This is a genomic window from Bacillus sp. CGMCC 1.16541 (genome assembly GCF_003184905.1).
GTDB lineage: Bacteria > Bacillota > Bacilli > Bacillales > Bacillaceae_H > Priestia.
In genome coordinates, this window is sequence record NZ_QFRU01000001.1 from 366,233 (window position 1) to 387,065 (window position 20,833).

Here is a 20,833-nt window from a genome sequence, read left to right on the forward strand (position 1 = left end):
CATTAAGACTTTGTTACTTCAATTAGTAAGTCACCTGGTTGAATCGCCTCACCGTTTGATACGTGAATATCTTTTACAATACCTTCAAACGGTGCTTGAACCGTTGTTTCCATCTTCATCGCTTCTGTAATCATAAGATGATCACCTTTTGATACTTTTTCCCCTTTTTCGACCAGGACTTTAATAACTGTACCTGGCATTGAAGCTCCAATGTGGTTCTCGTTTCCTTTGTCAGCTTTCGCTTTTGTCGTCACAGTTGTTTTGATACTTTCATCTTTAATGACCACTTCACGAGGTTGTCCATTTAATTCAAAGTACACAGTACGCGTTCCGTCCGCTTGTGGTTGACCAATTGATAAAAGTTTAACAATTAATGTTTTTCCTTTTTCAATCTCAATCTCCACTTCTTCTCCTAAGCGCATACCATATAAGAATGTCGGTGTATCTAGAACTGAAATATTTCCATACATCTCTACCGCTTTGTTGTAATCCATAAATACTTTTGGATACAACGCATAGGCAAGTGCATCAAAGCTCGTGACCTGACGATTTAATGAGTGGAATAGTGTTTCTTTTACTTCATTAAAATCAACAGATTCAAGAAGTTCTCCTGGTCTTACAGTAAGAGGCTCTCTCCCCTTTAAAATGATACGTTGTAACTCTTTAGGAAAGCCACCATGTGGTTGTCCTAAGTATCCTTCAAAAAGTTCAATAACAGAATCTGGGAAGTCTAGTGTTTCACCACGATCGTAAATATCATCTTCTGTTAAGTTGTTTTGTACCATAAATAAAGCCATATCACCTACTACTTTTGAAGAAGGTGTTACTTTTACGATATCACCAAACAACTCGTTAACACGCGAATACATGTCTTTTACTTCATCCCAACGCTCGCCAAGTCCAACTGCTTTTGCTTGCTGTTGAAGGTTACTATATTGCCCTCCTGGCATCTCATGTACATACACTTCTGTGTGAGGGGCATTCATTCCACTTTCAAAGTCTTGATAATACTTTCGAACATCTTCCCAATAGTGAGAAAGCTGCTCTAACCCGTTAATGTCGATATTTGGTTTGCGATCTGTGCCTTCTAGTGCATAATACAGCGAATTTGCACTTGGCTGAGAAGTTAAACCAGCCATTGAGCTAACTGCTACATCAACAATATCGACTCCTGCCTCAATCGCTTTTGCATACATAAAAATTCCGTTTCCACTTGTATCATGCGTATGGAGGTGAATTGGGATATCAATTGTTTCTTTTAAAGCTGAGACTAAGTCATAAGCTGCTTGTGGCTTCAATAACCCAGCCATGTCTTTAATGCCTAATACATGTGCACCGGATTGTTCTAGTTCTTTTGCTAACTGTGTATAGTACGTTAAGTCGTATTTACGACGAGTCGGATCTAAAATATCTCCTGTATAACACATCGTTGCTTCCGCAATTTTATTATGCTGACGTACAGAATCAATAGCAAGTGTCATTCCTTGTACCCAGTTTAAGCTGTCAAAAATTCGGAATACATCAATTCCTGCTAAAGCTGACTTTTCAACAAACTGTTTAATGACATTGTCAGGGTAGTTTTTATACCCAACGGCATTTGATGCACGAAGTAACATTTGAAATAACACATTTGGTGATTGCTCACGTAAAGATAACAATCGATCCCATGGGTCTTCTTTTAAAAAGCGATACGAAACGTCAAATGTTGCTCCTCCCCACATTTCCATCGAAAATAAGTTTGGAAGTAAACGTGATGTTGGATTTGCAATCTTCTCTAAATCATGTGTACGAACTCGTGTCGCCAACAATGATTGATGTGCGTCACGGAACGTTGTATCCGTTAATAACACTTCTTTTTGTTCTTTAATCCATTTCACTAAACCATCTGGACCTTGTTCATCTAAAATTTGCTTTGTACCAGCTGGCACCTTTTCATTTACATTAACCAATGGAATTCGTGGCTTTGCAAAAACAGGCTTTTTCTTTTTCGTTACACCAGGGAAACCATTAATCGTTACATCCCCAATGTACGTTAACATCTTTGTTCCACGATCTTTACGTTTTGGAAACACAAATAATTCTGGTGACGTATCAATAAATGATGTATCATACGTACCGGTTAAAAACTTCTCATGCTTCACAACATTCTCAAGAAATGGAATATTTGTTTTAATCCCACGAATACGAAACTCTTTTAAGTTACGCACCATCTTTGATGCTGCTTGATCAAACGTTAAAGCCCATGTTGTTACTTTTACAAGTAATGAATCGTAATATGGAGTAATTACAGCACCTTGAAAACTATTACCTGTATCTAAACGAACTCCAAAACCTCCACCTGAACGATAAGCCATAATTTTACCTGTGTCTGGCATAAAGTTGTTTAATGGATCCTCTGTCGTTACACGCGACTGAATCGCATAACCATGTAAGTGAATATCCTCTTGCTTTGGAATCGATAATTCTTTACTATACAGTTCAAATCCATCTGCAATTAAAATTTGCGACTGTACGATGTCGATACCCGTAATCATTTCAGTAATTGTATGCTCTACTTGTACACGAGGGTTCACTTCGATAAAGTAGAAATTTTCTCCTGCTACTAAGAACTCCACTGTCCCTGCATTTATGTATTGAACATTCTCCATTAATGCAACGGCTGCTTCGCAAATGCGGTCACGAAGATCTGAACTTAACGAGATACTAGGTGCTACTTCTACTACTTTTTGGTGACGACGCTGTACAGAACAATCACGCTCATATAAGTGAACAATATTCCCTTGTTGATCTCCTAAAATTTGAACCTCAATATGTTTAGGGTTTTCAACAAATTTCTCTACATATACTTCATCACTACCAAATGCGGCTTTAGCTTCTGAGCGAGCACGTTCATAAGCTTCTTTAAGACCCGCTTTGTTTCGAACGATACGCATTCCACGACCACCACCACCAAGAGCAGCTTTGATCATCAATGGATAGCCATGTTCTTCACCAAATTGGTCAGCTTCTTCTAATCCACGAATTGGTCCATCTGTTCCGGGAATAACAGGAATGTCAGCTAAAATGGCTTGATGACGAGCTTTCACTTTATCACCAAACATATCTAAGTGCTTTGATTTTGGACCAATAAAAATAATTCCCTCTTCTTCACAACGTTTTGCAAATTGGATATTTTCTGATAAAAAACCGTAACCTGGGTGAACGGCATCAATTCCATGTGCTTTTGCAATTGCAATAATTCCTTCAATATCTAAGTAAGCATCAATTGGTTTTTTACCTTCACCAACTAAATACGCTTCATCCGCTTTGTAACGATGATACGAACCTGCATCTTCTTTTGAATAAATCGCAACTGTACGAATGTTTAATTCTGTACAAGCTCGAAATACACGAATCGCAATTTCTCCTCTATTGGCAACTAACACTTTTTTTATCTTTTTAGTCACTAGACTCATGTTGTATCTCTCCTCTCGAATTTCGTATTTACTTTTGGTTTGTTTATCCCTTCACAGAATATATGATTGGTAAAAGAGAAGGGAAAGGATATAGAAAACTAGAGGTAACAAAAAGAATTTACTATCTTTTCTTACCTCTAACGTCCTTCGTGTAAGTTAATGAATTGGAATGGTCTTAGAAGTCTTTTGGATCTCCTGCTTCTTTTGTTGACGAGCTTCTTGATAATTTACAAAAAAGGAAATATTAATCACAATTCCTATCGAAATCATTAAAAGCAACAAAGAAGAACCACCGTAGCTAATGAATGGCAACGGAACACCTGTAATCGGGAGAATTCCTGTTAACCCACCGAGGTTAACAAAAGACTGTATCCCTATCATGCTTGCAATTCCAATACATATAAGGCTGCCAAATGGATCTTGACATCTCTTTGCTAAAGATAGAATTCTGAGAATTAAAAATATAAGTAAGGATAACACAATTATGACGCCAAGAAAACCTAATTCTTCTGCAATCACTGCCATAATGAAGTCTGTATGAGCTTCTGGTAGGTATCCATACTTTTGAATACTTTCTCCTAAACCTAGTCCTTTTAGCCCTCCAACTCCAATTGCTATGTACGAGTTGACAAGCTGATACCCTTGATCATCCGCATATTGAAATGGGTTAGAAGCACCTGTAAATCGAGACATTCTTTCTTCAGACATATAGCCTGTCCAATAAGCAAAAGGGAGCATGATTATCACAAAAATCAATGCTAATAAACCTAATCGAATAATCGTTTTACGATTAATTCCTGAACAAAGCATAACAACACCAGCAATCGTTGCAATAATCGCTCCTGTACCAAAATCTGGTTGGATTGCTACGATGAAAAAAATAAAGAAAGTTAATCCAATCGGTCCAATAAATGTTTCTTTTATGTTATTAATTTTATTTTGTCTTTTTGACAATACAGAAGCTAAGTAGATGATGACTGTCAGTTTGGCAAATTCAGCAGGTTGAAGTCCCAAATTACCAAACTTTAACCAACTTTGAGCATTTCCGGCTGTATGTCCAACAATGAACACAAGTCCCAACATCAACACATTTCCTATTACAATTAATTTAATTAATTTCGGATACAACTTATACGGAAATAACATCGCTAGTAAACATATAATTCCTGAAAATATAAGTGATTTTTTTTGTTTATTGTAAAAAAAATCACTTTCTACATCAAATTGTGCTACTGTCGTAATCATGCTTGCACTATAAATCATTACAAGACCCACTGCACAAAGAGCTGCCACAGCTAAAATAATTGAATAATCATAATAGCGAAAGATTTTCTTTAACATTTCTTTTTCATCTTCCTTCAAATAATCTCGACAACGGGTTATTACAATCATATTTCTGCTTTTATTTTACTACACCTTTGTATTTTTGGGTGACCTTTTTATATTTATTAAGAAAGTTGTATATAGTGTATTAATTGTACAACATATACAAAAAACTCAAACTATGCAGTCGTATAGTTTGAGTTTTTCTGTGTATCTTATTTTTTTGTAAAAGCTTCATGCAATGCGGATAATTCTTGTTCAAGACGATCTAATAGTTGCTTTCCAACTGGCTCTTCAATTAAACCTAGTCGAACTGCAAAATCAATTTCTCTTGATAATCCAAACATTTGTGTATCTAAAACCTCTTCATACAGAGGACATTGAGGCATAGTCAAATTATCCATTTGCACCTTAATCAGCTTCAAAATTTTATCTGCATCAGCTTTTAACAATGCGTATGCTTTTTCACGATGATCGACCATTGTATCGGGTGTCACAATCAATCCCTCCGTTCACGAGCGATTACCTATTCTATCTATTAATATTAACGGTAAGGAGAAGAAAAAGCAAGGATAAGAACACTTAGAAAATGCTAAAATGATATTTTTCAGCTAGAAGTTCTAGTAACTTTATTCCACCTATACTATTCCCCTTCTCATCAAGAGACGGCCCAAAAATCCCGATTCCAAATTGATTAGGCACTACTCCCATAATCCCACCAGACACTCCACTCTTAGCAGGAATGCCGATTTTAATCGCGAACTCACCTGAAGCATTATACATTCCACATGTCACCATAAACGTTTTACAAATTCGCGCAATTTCTCTTGGGATTAACACATCTTGAGTCATTGGACTTAGCCCATCCGCCGCAAAGACAGCGCCTATCTTGGCAAGATCTAAACTATGCATCTCAATGGAACATTGTTTTGTATATAGCTCCATTAGTTCTTCAATGTCGTTTTCAATGACATGATACTGCTTCATATAGTAACACATCGAACGATTCAACCATGCTGTTTCAAACTCCGATTCCGCAATGCTCTGACAATAGGATATTTCTTCGTTGTCAGCCAACTTACGAACAAAAGCTAATAACCTGTTCCATCTTTCCTTATGTGTTCTTCCCTTTATCATATCCGTAACAGCTAATGCTCCTGCATTAATCATGGGATTAAGTGGCTTAGAAGGCTTATGGGTTTCTAATTTAATAATACTGTTATAAGGGTCTCCTGTAGGCTCCATTCCAACTTTTTCAAAAACAACTTCAGGTCCATGATCCATTAAAACAAGCGCTAACGCCAATACCTTCGAGATGCTCTGAAGTGTGAACTTTTTTTCTACGTTTCCCGCTGACAGACATGTTTGATCTAACTTAAAAATCGCAACAGATAGATCATTTACGCTAGCTTTTCCTAAAGCTGGAATGTATGAAGCGACTTCCCCATACTGCGTCACTTTCTTTGCTTCCTTTACAAGACTCATTAATTCTTTCTCTGTTTTACACGCCATTTGTTCACCTCAACTATTTGCGTCTTGTGCTATTACTGTTATCATACCAATGTGATGAACTTTCCATTCTAGGTGACAAAACAAAAGAAAGCGCTTATACTTTTTTTAGGAGGGGAATTAGATGGAATCCATTATTTTATTAAAAGGCAATGTCAAACATCCTTTAACGCTTGATCCGGGAGTTTGGATTTTTGATGATCGAAAAGTAGATTTACATACATATTTTCAAGAAAGTAAAAAAGAAGAAGACGCGAATGAAAAATACACAAAAGAAGTGTCGAAGCATTGGGACCGCGAAATCCGTGAAGGAGCTGTATTTCCTCCAACGTTAAAAACGGAAAAAAAGTTTCAGAAAGAACGTATTCTGACAGGAACATTTGGTATTCCGTTTCAACCATTTTTAGAAAATGCCATTCCACATGAAAGCGCTTGGGCTGTTTCTTTTGTCGGAGATGACCAAACTGTCACAATGTCTTTAGAAGAAGCTAAAGAAGTGATTTTTGGGTTTAGTAAGGACGGTAAACCATTAAAAGCAGATGGACCCATTCATGTCTATAAAGGAGATGGGTCAACACTCCACAACCCTTTTAAAAATGTGAAAGAAATTATCATAAAATAATAATGAACCAAAAAAACCCCCTGCCATAGAAAAACTGCACCTCCAATTGTTAGGTTTTGTGTCTAACAATTGGGGTGCAGTTCAAACAGGGATTTTCTTTCATCTAGCTATAAAATATCAGCAGCGAGCTGAGCAAGTCCTGAGCGTTCTCCTTTTACTAATCGGACATGCCCAGAAATCTTTTGTTCTTTAAATCGCTCTACAACATACGTTAAACCATTATTGTACTCATCTAAATAAGGATGATCAATTTGAGCTGGGTCCCCCATTAATACAATTTTGCTTCGTTCACCTACACGCGTTAAAATCGTTTTCACTTCATGTTTTGTAAGGTTTTGTGCTTCGTCAATAATGATAAATTGATCTGGAATACTACGTCCTCTTATATACGTCAATGCTTCAACTTCAATTGAACTCATCCCAGCTAAAATGGCATCCAACTCTCCAGGCTTCTTTGTGTTAAATAAGTATTCTAAATTATCATAGACTGGTTGCATCCAAGGTCTTAATTTCTCTTGTTTTTCACCAGGTAAAAAGCCAATATCTTTCCCTACAGGAACAATAGGTCTGGCTACTAACAATTTCTTAAAACAGCCTAAATCCTCCGTTTGCATGAGTCCAGCAGCTAATGCTAATAACGTTTTCCCTGTACCAGCTTTTCCTATTAATGTTACAAGTTGCGTATCATCTCTTAGCAAAAGCTCTAATGCCATAATTTGTTGTACGTTACGAGGTTTTATTCCCCAAATATGATCGTACTCAAATAATAGTTTTTTTACACGTTTTCCGCTTTGATCAACAATTCCAACTGCAGAGCCGGAGCCGCCTAAAGCATCTTTCATAATTAAGAATTGATTCGGGAAAAAGGGGTGATTTGCAATTTGAGAAGTTAAAATCTCTCCTTTTTCATAAAATTGATTCAATGTTTCTCTTGCCACATAAGCCTCTATAAACCCAGTATAAATACTATTGAATTCAACAACTCGATCGCTTAAAAAATCTTCTGCCCTTAACCCTATTGCATCTGCTTTTACTCGTACTAATACATCTTTACTTACTAAGATAACTTCCTTTCCATCTTCTTTTGTCTCTTCTTCTAATGACAAGTTCTTCGCAACCGCCAAAATTCGATTATCGTTCGTTTTTTCAACAAATATTTCTTGGAGTTGATGAAACGAGCGATGATTTAATTCTATTCGCAAAGAGCCTCCATTTTCTAACGGAATTTTTTCATGAAGTTTACCCGATTGTCTTAAGCCGTCAATTAACTTTGAGACTTGTCGAGCATTTCTCCCTACTTCGTCCATGTTTCTTTTTTTAGAGTCCACTTCTTCTAGTACAACAGCAGGTATTACAACTTCATTATCGTCAAAAGAAAAAATTGAATGCGGGTCTTGTAATAAGACATTTGTATCTAAAACATAGATTTTTCCCAACATTCCGCCTCCTACTTTGATTGTTTTTCCGTTCAGAAGTAAAGATAAGGCTCCATCCATTTACCATATTATGTAGTGTATATACGTAACGAATACGTATATGGACGGACCGTTTGCTTTAATATATGAACTTGTGCATAAAGATAGAAGAACTATTGAACAATAAATACAAATTGCAACAAAAAATGAGCTATTTAAAAAAGGAGAGTTTCTAACATGAAAAATTGGATCATCTTAACAAGCTTATGTTGCTGTTTAACGTTATTAGGTTGTAACAATCAAACGAACACAGCTGACGAAGATTTAAACGAAAAACAGCTTATTACGGTAAAGAATACAGCACCACAACCAGTTAAAAATCAAACGTCTACTCAAGTGTCTCAACACCTTGTAGAGATTGCTACACGGGTACCTAATGTAAAAGATGCAACAGCCATTGTCGTTGGTAAATATGCCATTGTAGGAATTGATGTTAACAATAAGATGGACCGTTCTGAAGTAAGCTCGATTAAGTACACGGTTGCTGAAAGTTTAAAAAACGATCCGTACGGTGCAAACTCAGTTGTCATTGCAGATCCTGACACATTTGCTCGTCTTCGACAAATTGGACATGAAATTCAACAAGGTCGCCCTGTTACAGGATTCTTGGACGAGCTTGCGGCCATTGTGAATCGTGTTATGCCTGAAATCTCAGAAGATATTCGCAAAAATCCAACTCCAACTGAAACGAACGATGAAAAGTTAAACAAAGAAGAACAAAAACAATTAAAAAACACCCAGAAAGAGCAATCGAATCAACAGTTAGAAAAAAATAAATATAATCAGTAATCAAAATATATGTAACGCTTAAACACTTTTAAAATAAACAATCCGACCATATGACTTTAAGCTGTAGGAAAAGGAACAGATCCCCTCTTCCTACAGCTTCTTTTTCATTGCTTGAATGACTTGATTATCTAATTTAGCTGCAGCGACTGCGTCGTATGTTTTTTCATAAGAAGGTTCAACGGAGATTTTTGATCCATAAAACATTACATCACGCACTTCTTGTATCTTCACTTCAATTAATGCTAATTTCAACGGTACACCTTCAAGCTTTTCAGTCTTAACTGCTGCTTTCCCACTAATTGAATAGCAGGATTCGTTTGCAATAATATTAATAACAACTAAATTGTTTTGCTCAATATTCTTCACAATCCGAGATCGATTGTCAACAGCAAGGCGTACATGTTCTAAATCAGGTGCAATGACCCAAGAGATTGCACTAACATTCGGCCCTTTCGTTTCAAAATCAACAGTTGAAATTGTTGTAAATCTCTCTTTTTGTAGCGCTTGAAACAATGGTTCAATCAGTAATGGTTCAACTTGATTAGCCACCTAACCACCTCCGTAACTGTTTCTCCTCAACAACGACATACATGCATGAGAATTCAGTTAATTGACGATGCTGAGTTTTATACAATACTTTCTCTAATAACATTCGATGAAAGATGAAGTTTCCCTTTATTTCAGAGCCTTCTTCTTATAAAATGTTCTGTAGAGAAGTTGAGGTGATAGGATGAGAGTAAAGTGTGTACTATGCGACAAAATTGAGTCTATTGAAGATGAATCTTCATTAGCAAAAAGGTTACGCAATCGACCGATTCATACATACATGTGCGAACCTTGTCGTAACCGCATTGAACAACGAACGAAAGAAAGAGCTGCGACTGGAAATTTTAAGCTATACCGATCAAAGAAAGTAGAGGAGGATTGGTAATTTGATTAAAAGCGGCATCACAATAGGATTCATTAGTGGTAGCGTGTTAGGTCTCGTGTTGAAATTGATTGAAATGATTACGAACAAAAAAGTGTATACGTTACTGTTAAACATCGACTTTATCCCGATTATCGGTGAAGTTCACTGGCCAGAAAGCATTGAGTTTTTCTTCCATCTTCTCATTGCGTTTATAATTGGCATTCTATTTGTGTATGTCGTCAAAAGGCTCACAATCCAATCGTGGAGACGATTACTTGTGACATCAATTTTTTTGACACTACCAACCATCCCATTGTACTTTCCTTTAACAATATTAGCGATCAAAGAAACACCGGCTATTGATGATTTCGTATCTATTTCCTATTGGACGATTAGTCATTTATTGTTTGCTCTAACATTGGCGGCTTCATATCGCTTCATACAAAAAAAGAGGGTGTCCCAAAAGGTATAAACTTTTGGGCACCCTCTTTTTAGGTTAGCTTCTAAAATTAGTCCGTTGATTTCCGTTCCAAACAACCTGTGCCAAAGACAAAGATACAAAAATCGTACAGGTCTCAGTGAGAAACCACCAACAACGAAAAGAAGTTCGTGAACGCTTGGCCACGGAAGAAGGAAGCAAAAGATACAGGCAGCGAAAAATAGATGTAGAGCCTGTGTTTGGACAGATTAAGCACAATCGAGCGTTTAAGAGATTTGGGTTAAGAGGCCTATCCAAAAATACCACGGATTGGGGTCTTATTTGCGCTGCACACAATTTACTGAAGTGGGCAGCCAACAAAGAAAGCGAACAAAAATTAGGGTAATGAAGGGAAGGAATATCCCTCTTTCCCTTATAAATCCATCAAACCAAAACCTAGAAACTGGATGAAAAGTAAAAGAGGCGACTCTCAGATCGAATTTATTCAACCTTTTGAGTCAGCCTCTTTTTTATAGGTTAGAATAGTTTTGAAACTTTTCCGGTTCTTGCTTAATTTGTTCATACATACATTCAACAAGTTCAACAGGAAAACGCTTTGTTTCTTCTTTACCATCCATTTTATATGAAACCACATAGGCTACTTCATCTTTTTTCACTCTGACATCTTTAAGTGCAAAATCCTGATCAAGCATTTGTTGAAAGAACGTAAAGGTTTCTTGAGCAGAAAAATCATCAGGACGAGCATCTGCTACAATTTTGATGGATAACCAATTATATAAAGCGTCTTGAACCGACTTCATGCAAACAACTCCCTTATTGTGGTAAGTTCGCATTTGTCTCCTGTTTTTTCGATTGATGTAAGCGAACTTTATAAACAATTAATACGAGAGCAGCTACAACTAATCCTTCTGTAACCGGCAGAAAAATGCCTAAGAATGTTAAAATCGTACAGCCTAATGCAAGAAATGTATAAATAACAACCGACTTTAACACCGGTAATTTCCTTGCAAATCCTAGCTTGTACACAACCACAGAGAGTGCAAAGATCGTGAAATATAGAAACCACATATTCACTTCAGGATTTTCGTCCACTTTAAACAAAGCGGCGAAAAACGAAAGGTGTTCTTTCACATCGATCTCCATTGTTTCTCCCCCTCACCCTTGTTGATCTTATTTTTCCATTTCAGCGTACTTCTTTTTCTTCGCAACTTTTTCACGTTCGTTTTTATCTAAAATCTTTTTACGTAAACGAATCGATTCAGGTGTGATTTCACAGTACTCATCTTCATTTAAGTACTCAAGAGATTGCTCTAATGACATAAGACGAGGCTTTTTCATACTTGTTGTTTGATCTTTGTTAGCTGAACGCATGTTTGTCATTTGCTTCATTTTACATACGTTTACAACTAAATCATTTTCACGTGTATGCTCTCCAACAATCATACCTTCATAAACTTCTGTACCTGGTTCAATGAAAATCGTACCACGATCTTCAACTCCCATAATACCGTAAGCAGATGATTTACCAGTTTCCATTGATACAAGAACCCCTTGGCGACGTCCTCCAACTTGACCTGGTTGCATTGGTTGATAGCTGTCGAATGAATGGTTAATGATTCCGAATCCTCGTGTTAACGATAAGAATTCTGTTGTGTAACCGATTAAACCACGGGCTGGTACCATAAAGATAAGACGAACTTGTCCGCTACCATTGTTGATCATGTCAATCATTTCACCTTTACGCGCACCCATGGACTCCATAATTGAACCTGTATGCTCTTCAGGAATATCAATTTGTACACGTTCTACTGGTTCACAACGAACACCATCGATTTCTCTTACGATAACTTCTGGCTTTGATACTTGAATCTCGTAGCCTTCTCGACGCATATTTTCAATTAAAATTGATAAATGAAGCTCTCCACGTCCTGATACGACCCAAACGTCTGGAGAATCTGTATTTTCAACGCGTAAACTTACATCTGTTTGAAGTTCGGACATTAAGCGCTCTTCAATTTTACGTGATGTGACATATTTACCCTCGCGTCCTGCAAATGGGCTGTTGTTCACAAGGAATGTCATCTGTAATGTTGGTTCATCAATACGTAAGATTGGTAATGCATCTTGATGTTCAACTGGACATACTGTCTCACCTACGTTAATGTCTTCCATTCCTGAAACGGCAATTAAGTCTCCTGCTTTGGCTTCTTCAATTTCTACACGTTTTAATCCTAAGAAACCGAACATTTTTGTTACACGGAATTGTTTGACACTGCCATCAAGCTTCATTAATGCTACTTGTTGACCAACTTTCATTGTCCCACGGAATACACGACCTACTCCAATACGACCTACATAGTCATTGTAATCAAGCATCGCTACTTGAAACTGAAGAGGCTCTTCGCTATTGTCCACTGGTGCTGGAATATGTTCAACAATTGCATCGAACAATGCTTCCATGTTTTCATCTTGTTTAGATGGGTCTGTACTTGCTGTACCGTTAATAGCTGAAGCATATACAACTGGGAATTCGATTTGTTCTTCACTTGCGCCAAGCTCAATGAATAAATCAATTACTTCATCTACTACTTCTTCTGGACGAGCAAAGTCACGATCAATTTTATTTACAACGACAATCGGTGTTAAGTTTTGCTCTAATGCTTTTTTCAACACAAAGCGTGTTTGTGGCATACAACCTTCGTATGCATCAACGACTAATAATACACCGTCTACCATTTTCATGATACGCTCTACTTCTCCACCGAAGTCAGCATGTCCTGGTGTATCCATGATGTTAATACGTGTATCTTTATAATTAATAGCTGTATTTTTCGCTAAAATTGTAATTCCACGCTCACGCTCAAGGTCGTTTGAATCCATCGCACGCTCATCAACTTGTTCGTTTGTGCGGAATGTACCTGACTGATGTAACATTTTATCTACTAATGTTGTTTTCCCATGGTCTACATGGGCAATAATCGCAATATTACGTAAATCTTTACGAATGTTCACGCATTTCACTCCTATGCTTGTAATAACTAAGCTATTATATCACACTCACCATAGAATACTATAGAATAGTGTAGAATTACAAAATGATTTTGTTGTACACTATAAGTTAAGAAGAATGGTTTCTTCATTTATAGAAAACCTTTATCTCTAAATGAGCTTTTATTTAGTCTTTTCTAAGAAGACAGTTTTTATCTTGAACATGTAATCATTTAGACAACAAGATATAAGATGGGAGGATTATAAGGTGAAAAACATTAAATGGATTTTTGTGTTTTACGCTATAGTAGCAACTGTTTCAATTATGGCAATAGGGATTTTCGTTGGCGAAGGTAGCGTTTTAGGCGTACTAGGAGCCATTGTAGCTCTTGTTGCTGTAATGGGGTTTGGATTTGTTACAAAAAAGAAAATGCGTGAGCGAGGAGAACTATAAGCGTTTTTTACATAAAAAACTGCGCCTCATCAAGAATATTCTTGATGAGGCGCAGTTTTTAGCATCATGGTTATTTTACGTACTAGCTCATAACTTATCTTTAATATACTCATTTTGTACTTGTTCATGAAGCGTGGCGTTCCCAATAAACACACTACTATTTTCTAAAATAGAAAGTGGCTTTCCATCCAAGCTCGTCACAGTACCACCTACTTCATCTACAAGAATCATTCCTGCTGCAAAGTCCCATGGTGCTAAGCGCATTGTAATATAGGCATCTAGTCGACCTGCAGCAACGTATGCAAGTTCCACAGCCGCTGAACCGTATGAGCGTGTTCCTCTAACTCGACGAACAAGCGGAGCTAACACAGTTGGATTAATTCGTTTATTTGCTGTCACCCATGTTGCATTAAGTCCAACGACAGCTTCTTCAATTGGAACTGGCTCTAACTTTGGCAAACGTGTATCATTCATATACGCACCTTGTCCTTTGCGTGCATGATACATTTCATCGTGCACAACATCATAGATTAGGCCAACTTGACCCACTCCATCTTCAAAAATACCGACTGAAATGGCAAAGTTACGTTGCTGATGAACAAAATTCATGGTCCCATCAATTGGATCAATTACCCAGATGATACCTTCTGTTGATTCTATGTTTTCTCCGTATCCTTCTTCCCCTAAAATACGATGATCAGGAAATACTTCATTAATTTTTCCGATTAAAAATTGCTCTACTTCTTTATCCATATTTGTCACAAGATCGTTTGGATTTGATTTAGACTGAATTAGTAGCTCTTTGCTAAAAGATTCTTTGATTTTCTTTCCAGCTTCTTTTACCCAATCTTTTGCATACGTATCAATTTTCTCCCAACTATATTCCATCATTAAAGCCCCCTCGTGCATATGTATGTAGTTTAAGCTTAAAAAAATCCGTACAATAAATCAAGTAACCACCCTTATCACAGAAAAAACGAACCTGTAAAAAAAGGTTCGTATAGCACACTATACATTTTGTAGTCTTATCATTTCCTGGCGTAAAGTTTCAAGTTTTTGTTTACAAACTGTTTTCTTCTCTTCGTTTTTTTCAACCATCGCATCATAGAGAGTTGCTAATTCATAGTCCACTTCCAAGCGTAATACAGCAAGCCTTTTGTGACCGTCAGCCTTTTTATACATGTTTACCACTTGCTTCATAATTAAAACACCCCTCTTTCACTTTTTCACCCAAATGAGAACTTACATTTTAAAAAGACTAAATTTTCAGATATTTTTATTGATATATTCTATGTAGAAAACCAAATTCATGCAACTAAATTGTGTGATTACCTAGAAAAAATATATTTGATGATGTAAGTAGCACTTATTACATTCTCGCCTTATTTCAAGAGTTGAATACGTGCAATGCGATGAACCACTATGGTACACTTTGTCCATGAATACATTCTTATCGGAGGTTCAACATGACGTTTTCTGGATTTCAAGAAGAAGATTTTAATGTATTTCAAATCGAGGGTCTAGATGCACGAATGGAAGCAATTAAGGCTCAAATTCGCCCAAAGTTTGAAACATTAGGCTATCACTTTGCCCCTACTTTATCTGCTTTATGCGGAGATGAAATGCATGTACATATCGCAAAGCACGCAAGACGCACTGTGAATCCACCAAAAGACACATGGGTTGCGTTTGCTAACAGTAAAAGAGGATATAAAAAACTCCCACATTTTCAAATTGGCTTGTGGGAATCTCATGTATTTATTTGGTTTGCAGTCATTTATGAGTCACCTATTAAAGAAGGATTTGGACAAGTATTGCAAAAAGAAATAAAGAAGGTCCAGGAACTTATTCCTTCTCACTTTGTTTGGTCAACAGATCACACAAAACCGGATACATTAACAACGGAAAATCTTCAAACAGATGGCTTATTTCAATTATTTAATCGACTCCAAACGATTAAAAAAGCAGAAATACTTTGTGGCATAACGATTCCACAAGCCCAAGCCGTATCCATGACCAGCGAGGATTGGCTTAAAACCATTGATAAAACGTTTCGTACTTTACAACCATTATATGAAATGGCGAAACAACAATAAAAAAGAGGAGATTGTCAAAAGCTTGACAATCTCCTCTTTACTCTTTCATCGCATCTTTATTATTTCACCAGAAGCCGACTCTTTTGCTTTTTTAATTGTCCGGTATGAAGAATAGCCACTTTGATCCTCAAAGTCATTGCACATCGTCTTTTCTTCCGCTTTACTAGGGACAATTTCTTTAAACCGACGATACACTTCCATTAGTTGATCTCGTTCAATTCCCTTTTCGTAAGCTTTTTCAATCGATTCAAAAAATTTTACTACATCAATAATCTCATCTGTACTCCAGTCAATTGAGATTGGATATTGATATTCCATATTACTCACTCCAATACTTCATAACTTCTACGCACGTGTTGCAAGCGATGTCCAGCGCCCTGCAATCCGTTCTGATTCTTGAATCATTCGTTTGAATAATTCATCGACTGTTGGTACATCTTTAATCATCCCCATTACTTGTCCAGCCCATGCAAATCCTTCTTCTTGATTTCCGTCATAGATATAATTACGATTCGCTTGTCCACTTATGTATTGTTTTAAGTCTTCATATGTCGCATGATTGGACTCTAGCGCTAAAATTTGGTCTGTAAATGAATTGGCAATGGCTCTCGCTGGCGCTCCTAACGTGCGTTTAATTACTACTGTATCATACTCACTTCCATTGACAAGTGCTTGTTTATAAGACTCATGAGCGTGAACACATTCTTTTGTTGCAATAAACCTTGTCCCCATCTCAATCCCTTCTGCTCCTAAACTTAAGGCGGCCATTAATCCTCTTCCATCTCCAATACCCCCTGATGCAATTACAGGGATAGATACAGCATCAACGACTTGAGGAATTAACACAAATGTACCTGTATCATTTTTCCCAAGATGCCCACCACCTTCTTGTCCGACAACCATGACAGCATCAGCACCTAGTTCTTCTGCTTTTTCAGCTTGTCTTCTCGCAGCAACGAGAACAAGTTTTTTTACATCTACACCTTTTAATTGTTCAAAAATGGGAGCTGGATTTCCACCAGTCATTGTTACAACAGGTACGTTCTCTTCAATCGCCACTTCAAGCATATGTTCGAATGGTCTTCCATGCTGTCCAATTGCAAAATTAACACCAAATGGCTTAAAGGTGTTTTGGCGTACCTTTTGGATTTCCTGCCTTAAAGCTTCTGGAGAAGGTAAAGACATCGCAGTAATTTGGCCTAATCCTCCAGCATTTGAAACCGCAGCAGCTAAATCGGCATAAGCTAAATAAGCGAGTCCGCCTTGGATGATTGGATAATCGATCTTCAATAAGTTTGTAATACGTGTATTCCACTTCATATTCATTCCTCCTTTTTCTGTTTCTCTTCTTGATACATAAGAAATTATCCTTTCTTTTCAACGAAAAATTTCTATGCAAAACATATGAGAAGTGCTATAATTCACTTGTTTTATGTTTTCATGAAACGTGGAAGTTACCTATTAAAAACAAAAAGACTTTTTATCACGAACTAAGTCGTGATAAAAATGACATAATGACCATTAATTTAGTAAAGAGGTGTATAACAAAATTGTCAGATCAATTTGCTAACCCATTATTCACAAAACTAGTCGAACATGCTAAAAATAATCCAACTCAGTTCCATATTCCTGGCCATAAAAAAGGAACAGGTATGGACCCTAAATTTCGTGAGTTCATCGGTGAAAATGCCCTTTCCATCGATTTAATTAATATCGGTCCATTAGATGACCTCCATCAGCCAAAAGGTATTATTAAAGAAGCGCAAGATTTAGCTGCAAATGCTTTTGGAGCAGATCACACATTTTTCTCCGTTCAAGGTACAAGTGGGGCTATTATGACAATGGTAATGTCTGTTTGTGGACCTGGAGACAAAATTATTGTTCCGCGTAATGTTCATAAATCTGTTATGAGTGCCATTGTATTTTCAGGTGCAACACCTATTTTTATTCATCCGGAAATTGATCCAAAACTAGGTATTTCACATGGAATCACAACAGACTCTGTTCAAAAAGCATTAGAACAACACCCTGATGCGAAAGGATTACTTGTGATTAACCCAACTTACTTTGGGATTGCCGGTGATTTACGAAGAATTGTTGAAATTGCTCATTCTTATGATGTGCCTGTTTTAGTAGACGAAGCGCATGGTGTTCATATTCACTTTCATGACTCTTTGCCGTTATCTGCTATGCAAGCTGGTGCAGATATGGCTGCAACAAGCGTTCATAAATTGGGTGGATCAATGACTCAAAGCTCCATTCTAAACGTACGAGAAGGACTTGTTTCACCAAAACGTGTTCAGTCTATTTTAAGCATGTTAACAACAACTTCAACTTCTTATTTATTATTAGCTTCATTAGATGTGGCACGAAAACGTCTAGCAACAGAAGGGAAGCAGTTAATTGATGAAGCCATTCATTTAGCGGAATATGCTCGCACAGAAATCAATAACATTGCTCACTTGCAATGTATAGGGCGTGAAATTCTTGGAACAAAAGCTACCTATGACTTTGATCCAACAAAGCTAATTATCTCTGTGTCCGATTTAGGCATTACAGGATACGATGTGGAAAAGTGGCTACGTGAAAAATACAACATTGAAGTTGAAATGTCAGATTTATATAACATCCTTTGTATTATTACACCTGGAGATCGAGCTAAAGATATTGAGAAGTTACTGACAGCGTTAAAAGAACTGTCTACTGAATTTTACCACCTGTCTCAACAAGAAGATTCGATTGAAGTTCCTGTATTACTTCCAAATATTCCAGTTCTTGCGGTTACACCTCGCGATGCTTTTTATGCAGAAACAGAGATTGTACCGTTTGATGAATCTGCAGGCCGCATTATTGCTGAATTTATTATGGTGTATCCACCTGGTATTCCAATCTTTATTCCTGGTGAAATTATTACCGACGAAAATTTAAATTACATCAAAACAAACTTAGAAGCTGGTTTACCTGTTCAAGGGCCAGAAGACTTCGAGTTAAAAACACTTCGGGTTATAAAAGAACACAAAGCGATCAAATAAAAAATGACTGCATGTTACTACAAGCAAGTAGATAATATGCAGTCATTTTTTTACGCATCGTTAATTAAAAGAGCGCCTCCAAAAATGATTGCCTCTCACTTCCTCACAAAAAAGCATGTAGCCCCTCAGCTACATGCCTCCCATCCCTTTTACCGATTAATCTAAATCTTCATCCATTACTTTACAATCTTCACAGTCACATTTCCCATATAGTCTTGACACCTTTTCATCTTCGAAATGACCAATCGTACTGTTACATGCTTGACAAATAATTGTTCCCATATTTAAACTCCCCTTTGCTTATGTTTATGAAACTATATGACGCTTTTGACTGAAAAAGAAGTATTTTGTAAGCGTTTTAATCTTCTTGATATTATAATATTATGTCACATTTGTTTTGTCAACAACTAATTAGTATGTCACATTAACTTTTCTAAAATTCATTTTCAGAAAAAGCAAAACAAAAAATAGAAGTGATTATTCATCACTCCACTTCTAAAAAAGACTGTGTTTTTAAAACTTAAAGCTCGTTAACAATCGGTGCAATCTGACTGACAACTCTACCTTTGAAGAAATAATGAAAAACAACGTCTTATACAATTAAACAGATAAAATTCTCTTGCTTTAAACTTTGGAGCTAGAATGTTTCTTTAATAATCTGTTTAACTTCTTGTGATTCTAATCCTTCCCAGAATAATGTCCCTCTTATTAGTAGATCAACATGTAAATGTAATTCAGATTGATCTTTTTGTACTTCTCCACTTGTTCCAGAATTACCTACAAATCCAACAAACGTATGTTCATCCACCAAGTCACCTACATGTAAGTTAGGCGATACGTTACTTAAATGTGCAAATCTCGCTTGAACTCCATTGTCATACTCAATCCATACTTGTCGACCTCTTAACTTATCAAGGATATACGCTGGTGTTTTGTTTACTGTTTGACATAGCTGTAGATCTTCTTCTCTCTCATCAATTGAAGAATAGCCTTTATAATCGTGATCAATTCGAACCACTTTACCTTCTCCCATGGCATACACAGGGGTTTGCTGATTAATGATCATGCCTGCTGAATACGTGTACCAATCTAACCCTTCATGATATCCATAACGATACGTTCGGGGAGCACCAGGTATGTGAGAAGCAAATGTATCAGCATGTGCGCCTTTTAAAGGAGATGTTAATGATTGAAAATATTCTCTTACTTCTTCAAAACTATATTGATTAGTTGTGGTGACTTCCACTGTATGAGGTGGCAATTGTGTAACTTCTTGCTTCATTCGTACAGCGTGAGCTTCAACTCGAATAATACTAGAGAGTTCATTTTTCAAAAAAGGAGTAGACAAAAAAGGAATATTGTCTTTTATAACAAAATCGTCTTTTTCTATCGCAATATACGAACCATTTTTTTGTACAACTGGGACTTGTTCAATAAATAGATACGTAGCTTCTTCAATTTGGATTTGTAGTTGTTTATCAAGCTTATCAAATCGATAATCACTTCCTAGTAAAGAAAGTTGCTGTGCATCAACATATGGCTTATCGTTTATATACTCGATACGAACGATACCATCTTCGTTGGATTGATTATTTCTTATAGACATACTAACAGTAGCGATACAAAGACAGAGCATAACTGCTGCAAGATAACGATTCAATGACCTTTTCCTTTCTGTTACAGGCTATACTTTCACCCTTTAAAAGTAGTAAAAACTAGAGTGATGCCAAGTATTTAATTT

Annotated in this window: 22 protein-coding genes and 1 pseudogene; 8 read left to right on the forward strand and 15 right to left on the reverse strand. The window is 36.7% G+C overall.

Annotated features, from left to right (window positions below):
* Positions 1–2: 2 nt before the first annotated feature.
* The 4 genes from pyc to glsA form a co-directional block, all read right to left on the reverse strand.
* The gene (pyc, locus tag DIS06_RS06335) at positions 3–3,455 is read right to left on the reverse strand and encodes a pyruvate carboxylase (RefSeq protein WP_110112391.1); all 3,453 of its coding nucleotides are present in this window, start codon (positions 3,453–3,455) and stop codon (positions 3–5) included.
* A 156-nt stretch (positions 3,456–3,611) separates the two neighbouring features.
* Positions 3,612–4,796, reverse strand: coding sequence for an FtsW/RodA/SpoVE family cell cycle protein (locus DIS06_RS06340; protein ID WP_110112439.1), 1,185 nt, complete (start codon positions 4,794–4,796; stop codon positions 3,612–3,614).
* A gap of 197 nt (positions 4,797–4,993) precedes the next feature.
* Positions 4,994–5,260: an Fpa/YlaN family protein gene (locus DIS06_RS06345; protein WP_239583488.1), complete on the reverse strand. Its 267-nt coding sequence runs from the start codon at positions 5,258–5,260 to the stop codon at positions 4,994–4,996.
* A gap of 100 nt (positions 5,261–5,360) precedes the next feature.
* Entirely contained in the window at positions 5,361–6,290 is a 930-nt protein-coding gene (glsA, locus tag DIS06_RS06350) for a glutaminase A (protein ID WP_110112393.1), read from the reverse strand.
* 121 nt (positions 6,291–6,411) lie between these two features.
* On the opposite strand from glsA, the gene DIS06_RS06355 reads away from it, so the two are divergent.
* Complete coding sequence (locus DIS06_RS06355; RefSeq protein ID WP_110112394.1) at positions 6,412–6,909, forward strand: peptidyl-prolyl cis-trans isomerase; 498 nt, start codon at positions 6,412–6,414, stop codon at positions 6,907–6,909.
* A 107-nt stretch (positions 6,910–7,016) separates the two neighbouring features.
* On the opposite strand, the gene DIS06_RS06360 is transcribed toward DIS06_RS06355, so the two are convergent.
* Positions 7,017–8,345, reverse strand: a complete 1,329-nt coding sequence (locus DIS06_RS06360; protein WP_204166765.1) for a PhoH family protein — start codon at positions 8,343–8,345, stop codon at positions 7,017–7,019.
* Between the two features lie 216 nt (positions 8,346–8,561).
* Here DIS06_RS06360 and DIS06_RS06365 point away from each other — a divergent pair, with 216 nt between their 5' ends.
* Positions 8,562–9,173 (forward strand): YhcN/YlaJ family sporulation lipoprotein, encoded by a 612-nt coding sequence (locus DIS06_RS06365; RefSeq protein WP_110112396.1) that lies wholly within the window; start codon positions 8,562–8,564, stop codon positions 9,171–9,173.
* A gap of 90 nt (positions 9,174–9,263) precedes the next feature.
* Here the strand turns inward: DIS06_RS06365 and DIS06_RS06370 are convergent, their stop codons facing one another.
* Positions 9,264–9,722, reverse strand: a complete 459-nt coding sequence (locus DIS06_RS06370; RefSeq protein WP_110112397.1) for a pyridoxamine 5'-phosphate oxidase family protein — start codon at positions 9,720–9,722, stop codon at positions 9,264–9,266.
* A gap of 181 nt (positions 9,723–9,903) precedes the next feature.
* Between DIS06_RS06370 and DIS06_RS06375 the strand changes: the two genes are divergently transcribed.
* From DIS06_RS06375 to DIS06_RS06385, 3 genes and pseudogenes are all read left to right on the forward strand, one after another.
* A complete protein-coding gene (locus tag DIS06_RS06375; protein ID WP_110112398.1) occupies positions 9,904–10,104 on the forward strand; it encodes a YlaI family protein in 201 nt (66 codons plus the stop codon).
* Between the two features lies 1 nt (position 10,105).
* Entirely contained in the window at positions 10,106–10,555 is a 450-nt protein-coding gene (locus tag DIS06_RS06380; RefSeq protein ID WP_110112399.1) for a hypothetical protein, read from the forward strand.
* Positions 10,556–10,607: 52 nt separating this feature from the next.
* A pseudogene (locus DIS06_RS06385) lies at positions 10,608–10,907 on the forward strand (transposase); the annotation flags it as partial.
* A gap of 124 nt (positions 10,908–11,031) precedes the next feature.
* On the opposite strand, the gene DIS06_RS06390 reads toward DIS06_RS06385, so the two are convergent.
* The 3 genes from DIS06_RS06390 to typA are packed head-to-tail and all read right to left on the reverse strand — an operon-like array spanning position 11,032 to position 13,534.
* Positions 11,032–11,322, reverse strand: a complete 291-nt coding sequence (locus DIS06_RS06390) for a hypothetical protein (protein ID WP_110112401.1) — start codon at positions 11,320–11,322, stop codon at positions 11,032–11,034.
* Positions 11,323–11,335: 13 nt separating this feature from the next.
* A complete protein-coding gene (locus tag DIS06_RS06395; RefSeq protein WP_481746846.1) occupies positions 11,336–11,665 on the reverse strand; it encodes a YlaH-like family protein in 330 nt (109 codons plus the stop codon).
* A 27-nt stretch (positions 11,666–11,692) separates the two neighbouring features.
* Complete coding sequence (gene typA / locus DIS06_RS06400) at positions 11,693–13,534, reverse strand: translational GTPase TypA (RefSeq protein WP_110112402.1); 1,842 nt, start codon at positions 13,532–13,534, stop codon at positions 11,693–11,695.
* 244 nt (positions 13,535–13,778) lie between these two features.
* Here typA and DIS06_RS06405 point away from each other — a divergent pair, with 244 nt between their 5' ends.
* Positions 13,779–13,964, forward strand: coding sequence for a YlaF family protein (locus tag DIS06_RS06405; protein ID WP_110112403.1), 186 nt, complete (start codon positions 13,779–13,781; stop codon positions 13,962–13,964).
* An 87-nt stretch (positions 13,965–14,051) separates the two neighbouring features.
* Here the strand turns inward: DIS06_RS06405 and DIS06_RS06410 are convergent, their stop codons facing one another.
* Together DIS06_RS06410 and DIS06_RS06415 are read right to left on the reverse strand one after the other, a co-directional pair.
* Positions 14,052–14,852 (reverse strand): inositol monophosphatase family protein, encoded by an 801-nt coding sequence (locus DIS06_RS06410; RefSeq protein WP_110112404.1) that lies wholly within the window; start codon positions 14,850–14,852, stop codon positions 14,052–14,054.
* Positions 14,853–14,972: 120 nt separating this feature from the next.
* On the reverse strand, positions 14,973–15,164 hold the full coding sequence (locus tag DIS06_RS06415; RefSeq protein WP_110112405.1) for a hypothetical protein: 192 nt from the start codon (positions 15,162–15,164) through the stop codon (positions 14,973–14,975).
* 266 nt (positions 15,165–15,430) lie between these two features.
* Between DIS06_RS06415 and DIS06_RS06420 the strand changes: the two genes are divergently transcribed.
* Entirely contained in the window at positions 15,431–16,060 is a 630-nt protein-coding gene (locus tag DIS06_RS06420; protein ID WP_110112406.1) for a YktB family protein, read from the forward strand.
* A 45-nt stretch (positions 16,061–16,105) separates the two neighbouring features.
* Here the strand turns inward: DIS06_RS06420 and DIS06_RS06425 are convergent, their stop codons facing one another.
* Together DIS06_RS06425 and DIS06_RS06430 are read right to left on the reverse strand one after the other, a co-directional pair.
* Positions 16,106–16,378: a UPF0223 family protein gene (locus tag DIS06_RS06425; RefSeq protein WP_110112407.1), complete on the reverse strand. Its 273-nt coding sequence runs from the start codon at positions 16,376–16,378 to the stop codon at positions 16,106–16,108.
* A 27-nt stretch (positions 16,379–16,405) separates the two neighbouring features.
* Positions 16,406–17,380: an NAD(P)H-dependent flavin oxidoreductase gene (locus DIS06_RS06430; RefSeq protein ID WP_110112408.1), complete on the reverse strand. Its 975-nt coding sequence runs from the start codon at positions 17,378–17,380 to the stop codon at positions 16,406–16,408.
* Between the two features lie 194 nt (positions 17,381–17,574).
* On the opposite strand from DIS06_RS06430, the gene DIS06_RS06435 reads away from it, so the two are divergent.
* Positions 17,575–19,092, forward strand: a complete 1,518-nt coding sequence (locus DIS06_RS06435) for an aminotransferase class I/II-fold pyridoxal phosphate-dependent enzyme (protein WP_110112409.1) — start codon at positions 17,575–17,577, stop codon at positions 19,090–19,092.
* 156 nt (positions 19,093–19,248) lie between these two features.
* On the opposite strand, the gene DIS06_RS06440 is transcribed toward DIS06_RS06435, so the two are convergent.
* Entirely contained in the window at positions 19,249–19,374 is a 126-nt protein-coding gene (locus DIS06_RS06440; RefSeq protein WP_110112410.1) for a GapA-binding peptide SR1P, read from the reverse strand.
* Between the two features lie 355 nt (positions 19,375–19,729).
* Positions 19,730–20,752, reverse strand: coding sequence for a M23 family metallopeptidase (locus DIS06_RS06445; protein WP_110112411.1), 1,023 nt, complete (start codon positions 20,750–20,752; stop codon positions 19,730–19,732).
* Positions 20,753–20,833: the final 81 nt, after the last annotated feature.

What these genes read in the sequence shown, in the direction of transcription:
- pyc (WP_110112391.1), bottom strand. Translation starts at nt 3,455, where the DNA reads ATGAGTCTAGTGACTAAAAAGATAAAAAAAGTGTTAGTTGCCAATAGA.
- DIS06_RS06340 (WP_110112439.1), bottom strand. Translation starts at nt 4,796, where the DNA reads ATGTTAAAGAAAATCTTTCGCTATTATGATTATTCAATTATTTTAGCT.
- DIS06_RS06345 (WP_239583488.1), bottom strand. Translation starts at nt 5,260, where the DNA reads ATGGTCGATCATCGTGAAAAAGCATACGCATTGTTAAAAGCTGATGCA.
- glsA (WP_110112393.1), bottom strand. Translation starts at nt 6,290, where the DNA reads ATGGCGTGTAAAACAGAGAAAGAATTAATGAGTCTTGTAAAGGAAGCA.
- DIS06_RS06355 (WP_110112394.1), top strand. Translation starts at nt 6,412, where the DNA reads ATGGAATCCATTATTTTATTAAAAGGCAATGTCAAACATCCTTTAACG.
- DIS06_RS06365 (WP_110112396.1), top strand. Translation starts at nt 8,562, where the DNA reads ATGAAAAATTGGATCATCTTAACAAGCTTATGTTGCTGTTTAACGTTA.
- DIS06_RS06375 (WP_110112398.1), top strand. Translation starts at nt 9,904, where the DNA reads ATGAGAGTAAAGTGTGTACTATGCGACAAAATTGAGTCTATTGAAGAT.
- DIS06_RS06390 (WP_110112401.1), bottom strand. Translation starts at nt 11,322, where the DNA reads ATGAAGTCGGTTCAAGACGCTTTATATAATTGGTTATCCATCAAAATT.
- DIS06_RS06395 (WP_481746846.1), bottom strand. Translation starts at nt 11,665, where the DNA reads ATGGAGATCGATGTGAAAGAACACCTTTCGTTTTTCGCCGCTTTGTTT.
- DIS06_RS06410 (WP_110112404.1), bottom strand. Translation starts at nt 14,852, where the DNA reads ATGGAATATAGTTGGGAGAAAATTGATACGTATGCAAAAGATTGGGTA.
- DIS06_RS06415 (WP_110112405.1), bottom strand. Translation starts at nt 15,164, where the DNA reads ATGAAGCAAGTGGTAAACATGTATAAAAAGGCTGACGGTCACAAAAGG.
- DIS06_RS06420 (WP_110112406.1), top strand. Translation starts at nt 15,431, where the DNA reads ATGACGTTTTCTGGATTTCAAGAAGAAGATTTTAATGTATTTCAAATC.
- DIS06_RS06425 (WP_110112407.1), bottom strand. Translation starts at nt 16,378, where the DNA reads ATGGAATATCAATATCCAATCTCAATTGACTGGAGTACAGATGAGATT.
- DIS06_RS06430 (WP_110112408.1), bottom strand. Translation starts at nt 17,380, where the DNA reads ATGAAGTGGAATACACGTATTACAAACTTATTGAAGATCGATTATCCA.
- DIS06_RS06435 (WP_110112409.1), top strand. Translation starts at nt 17,575, where the DNA reads ATGACCATTAATTTAGTAAAGAGGTGTATAACAAAATTGTCAGATCAA.
- DIS06_RS06440 (WP_110112410.1), bottom strand. Translation starts at nt 19,374, where the DNA reads ATGGGAACAATTATTTGTCAAGCATGTAACAGTACGATTGGTCATTTC.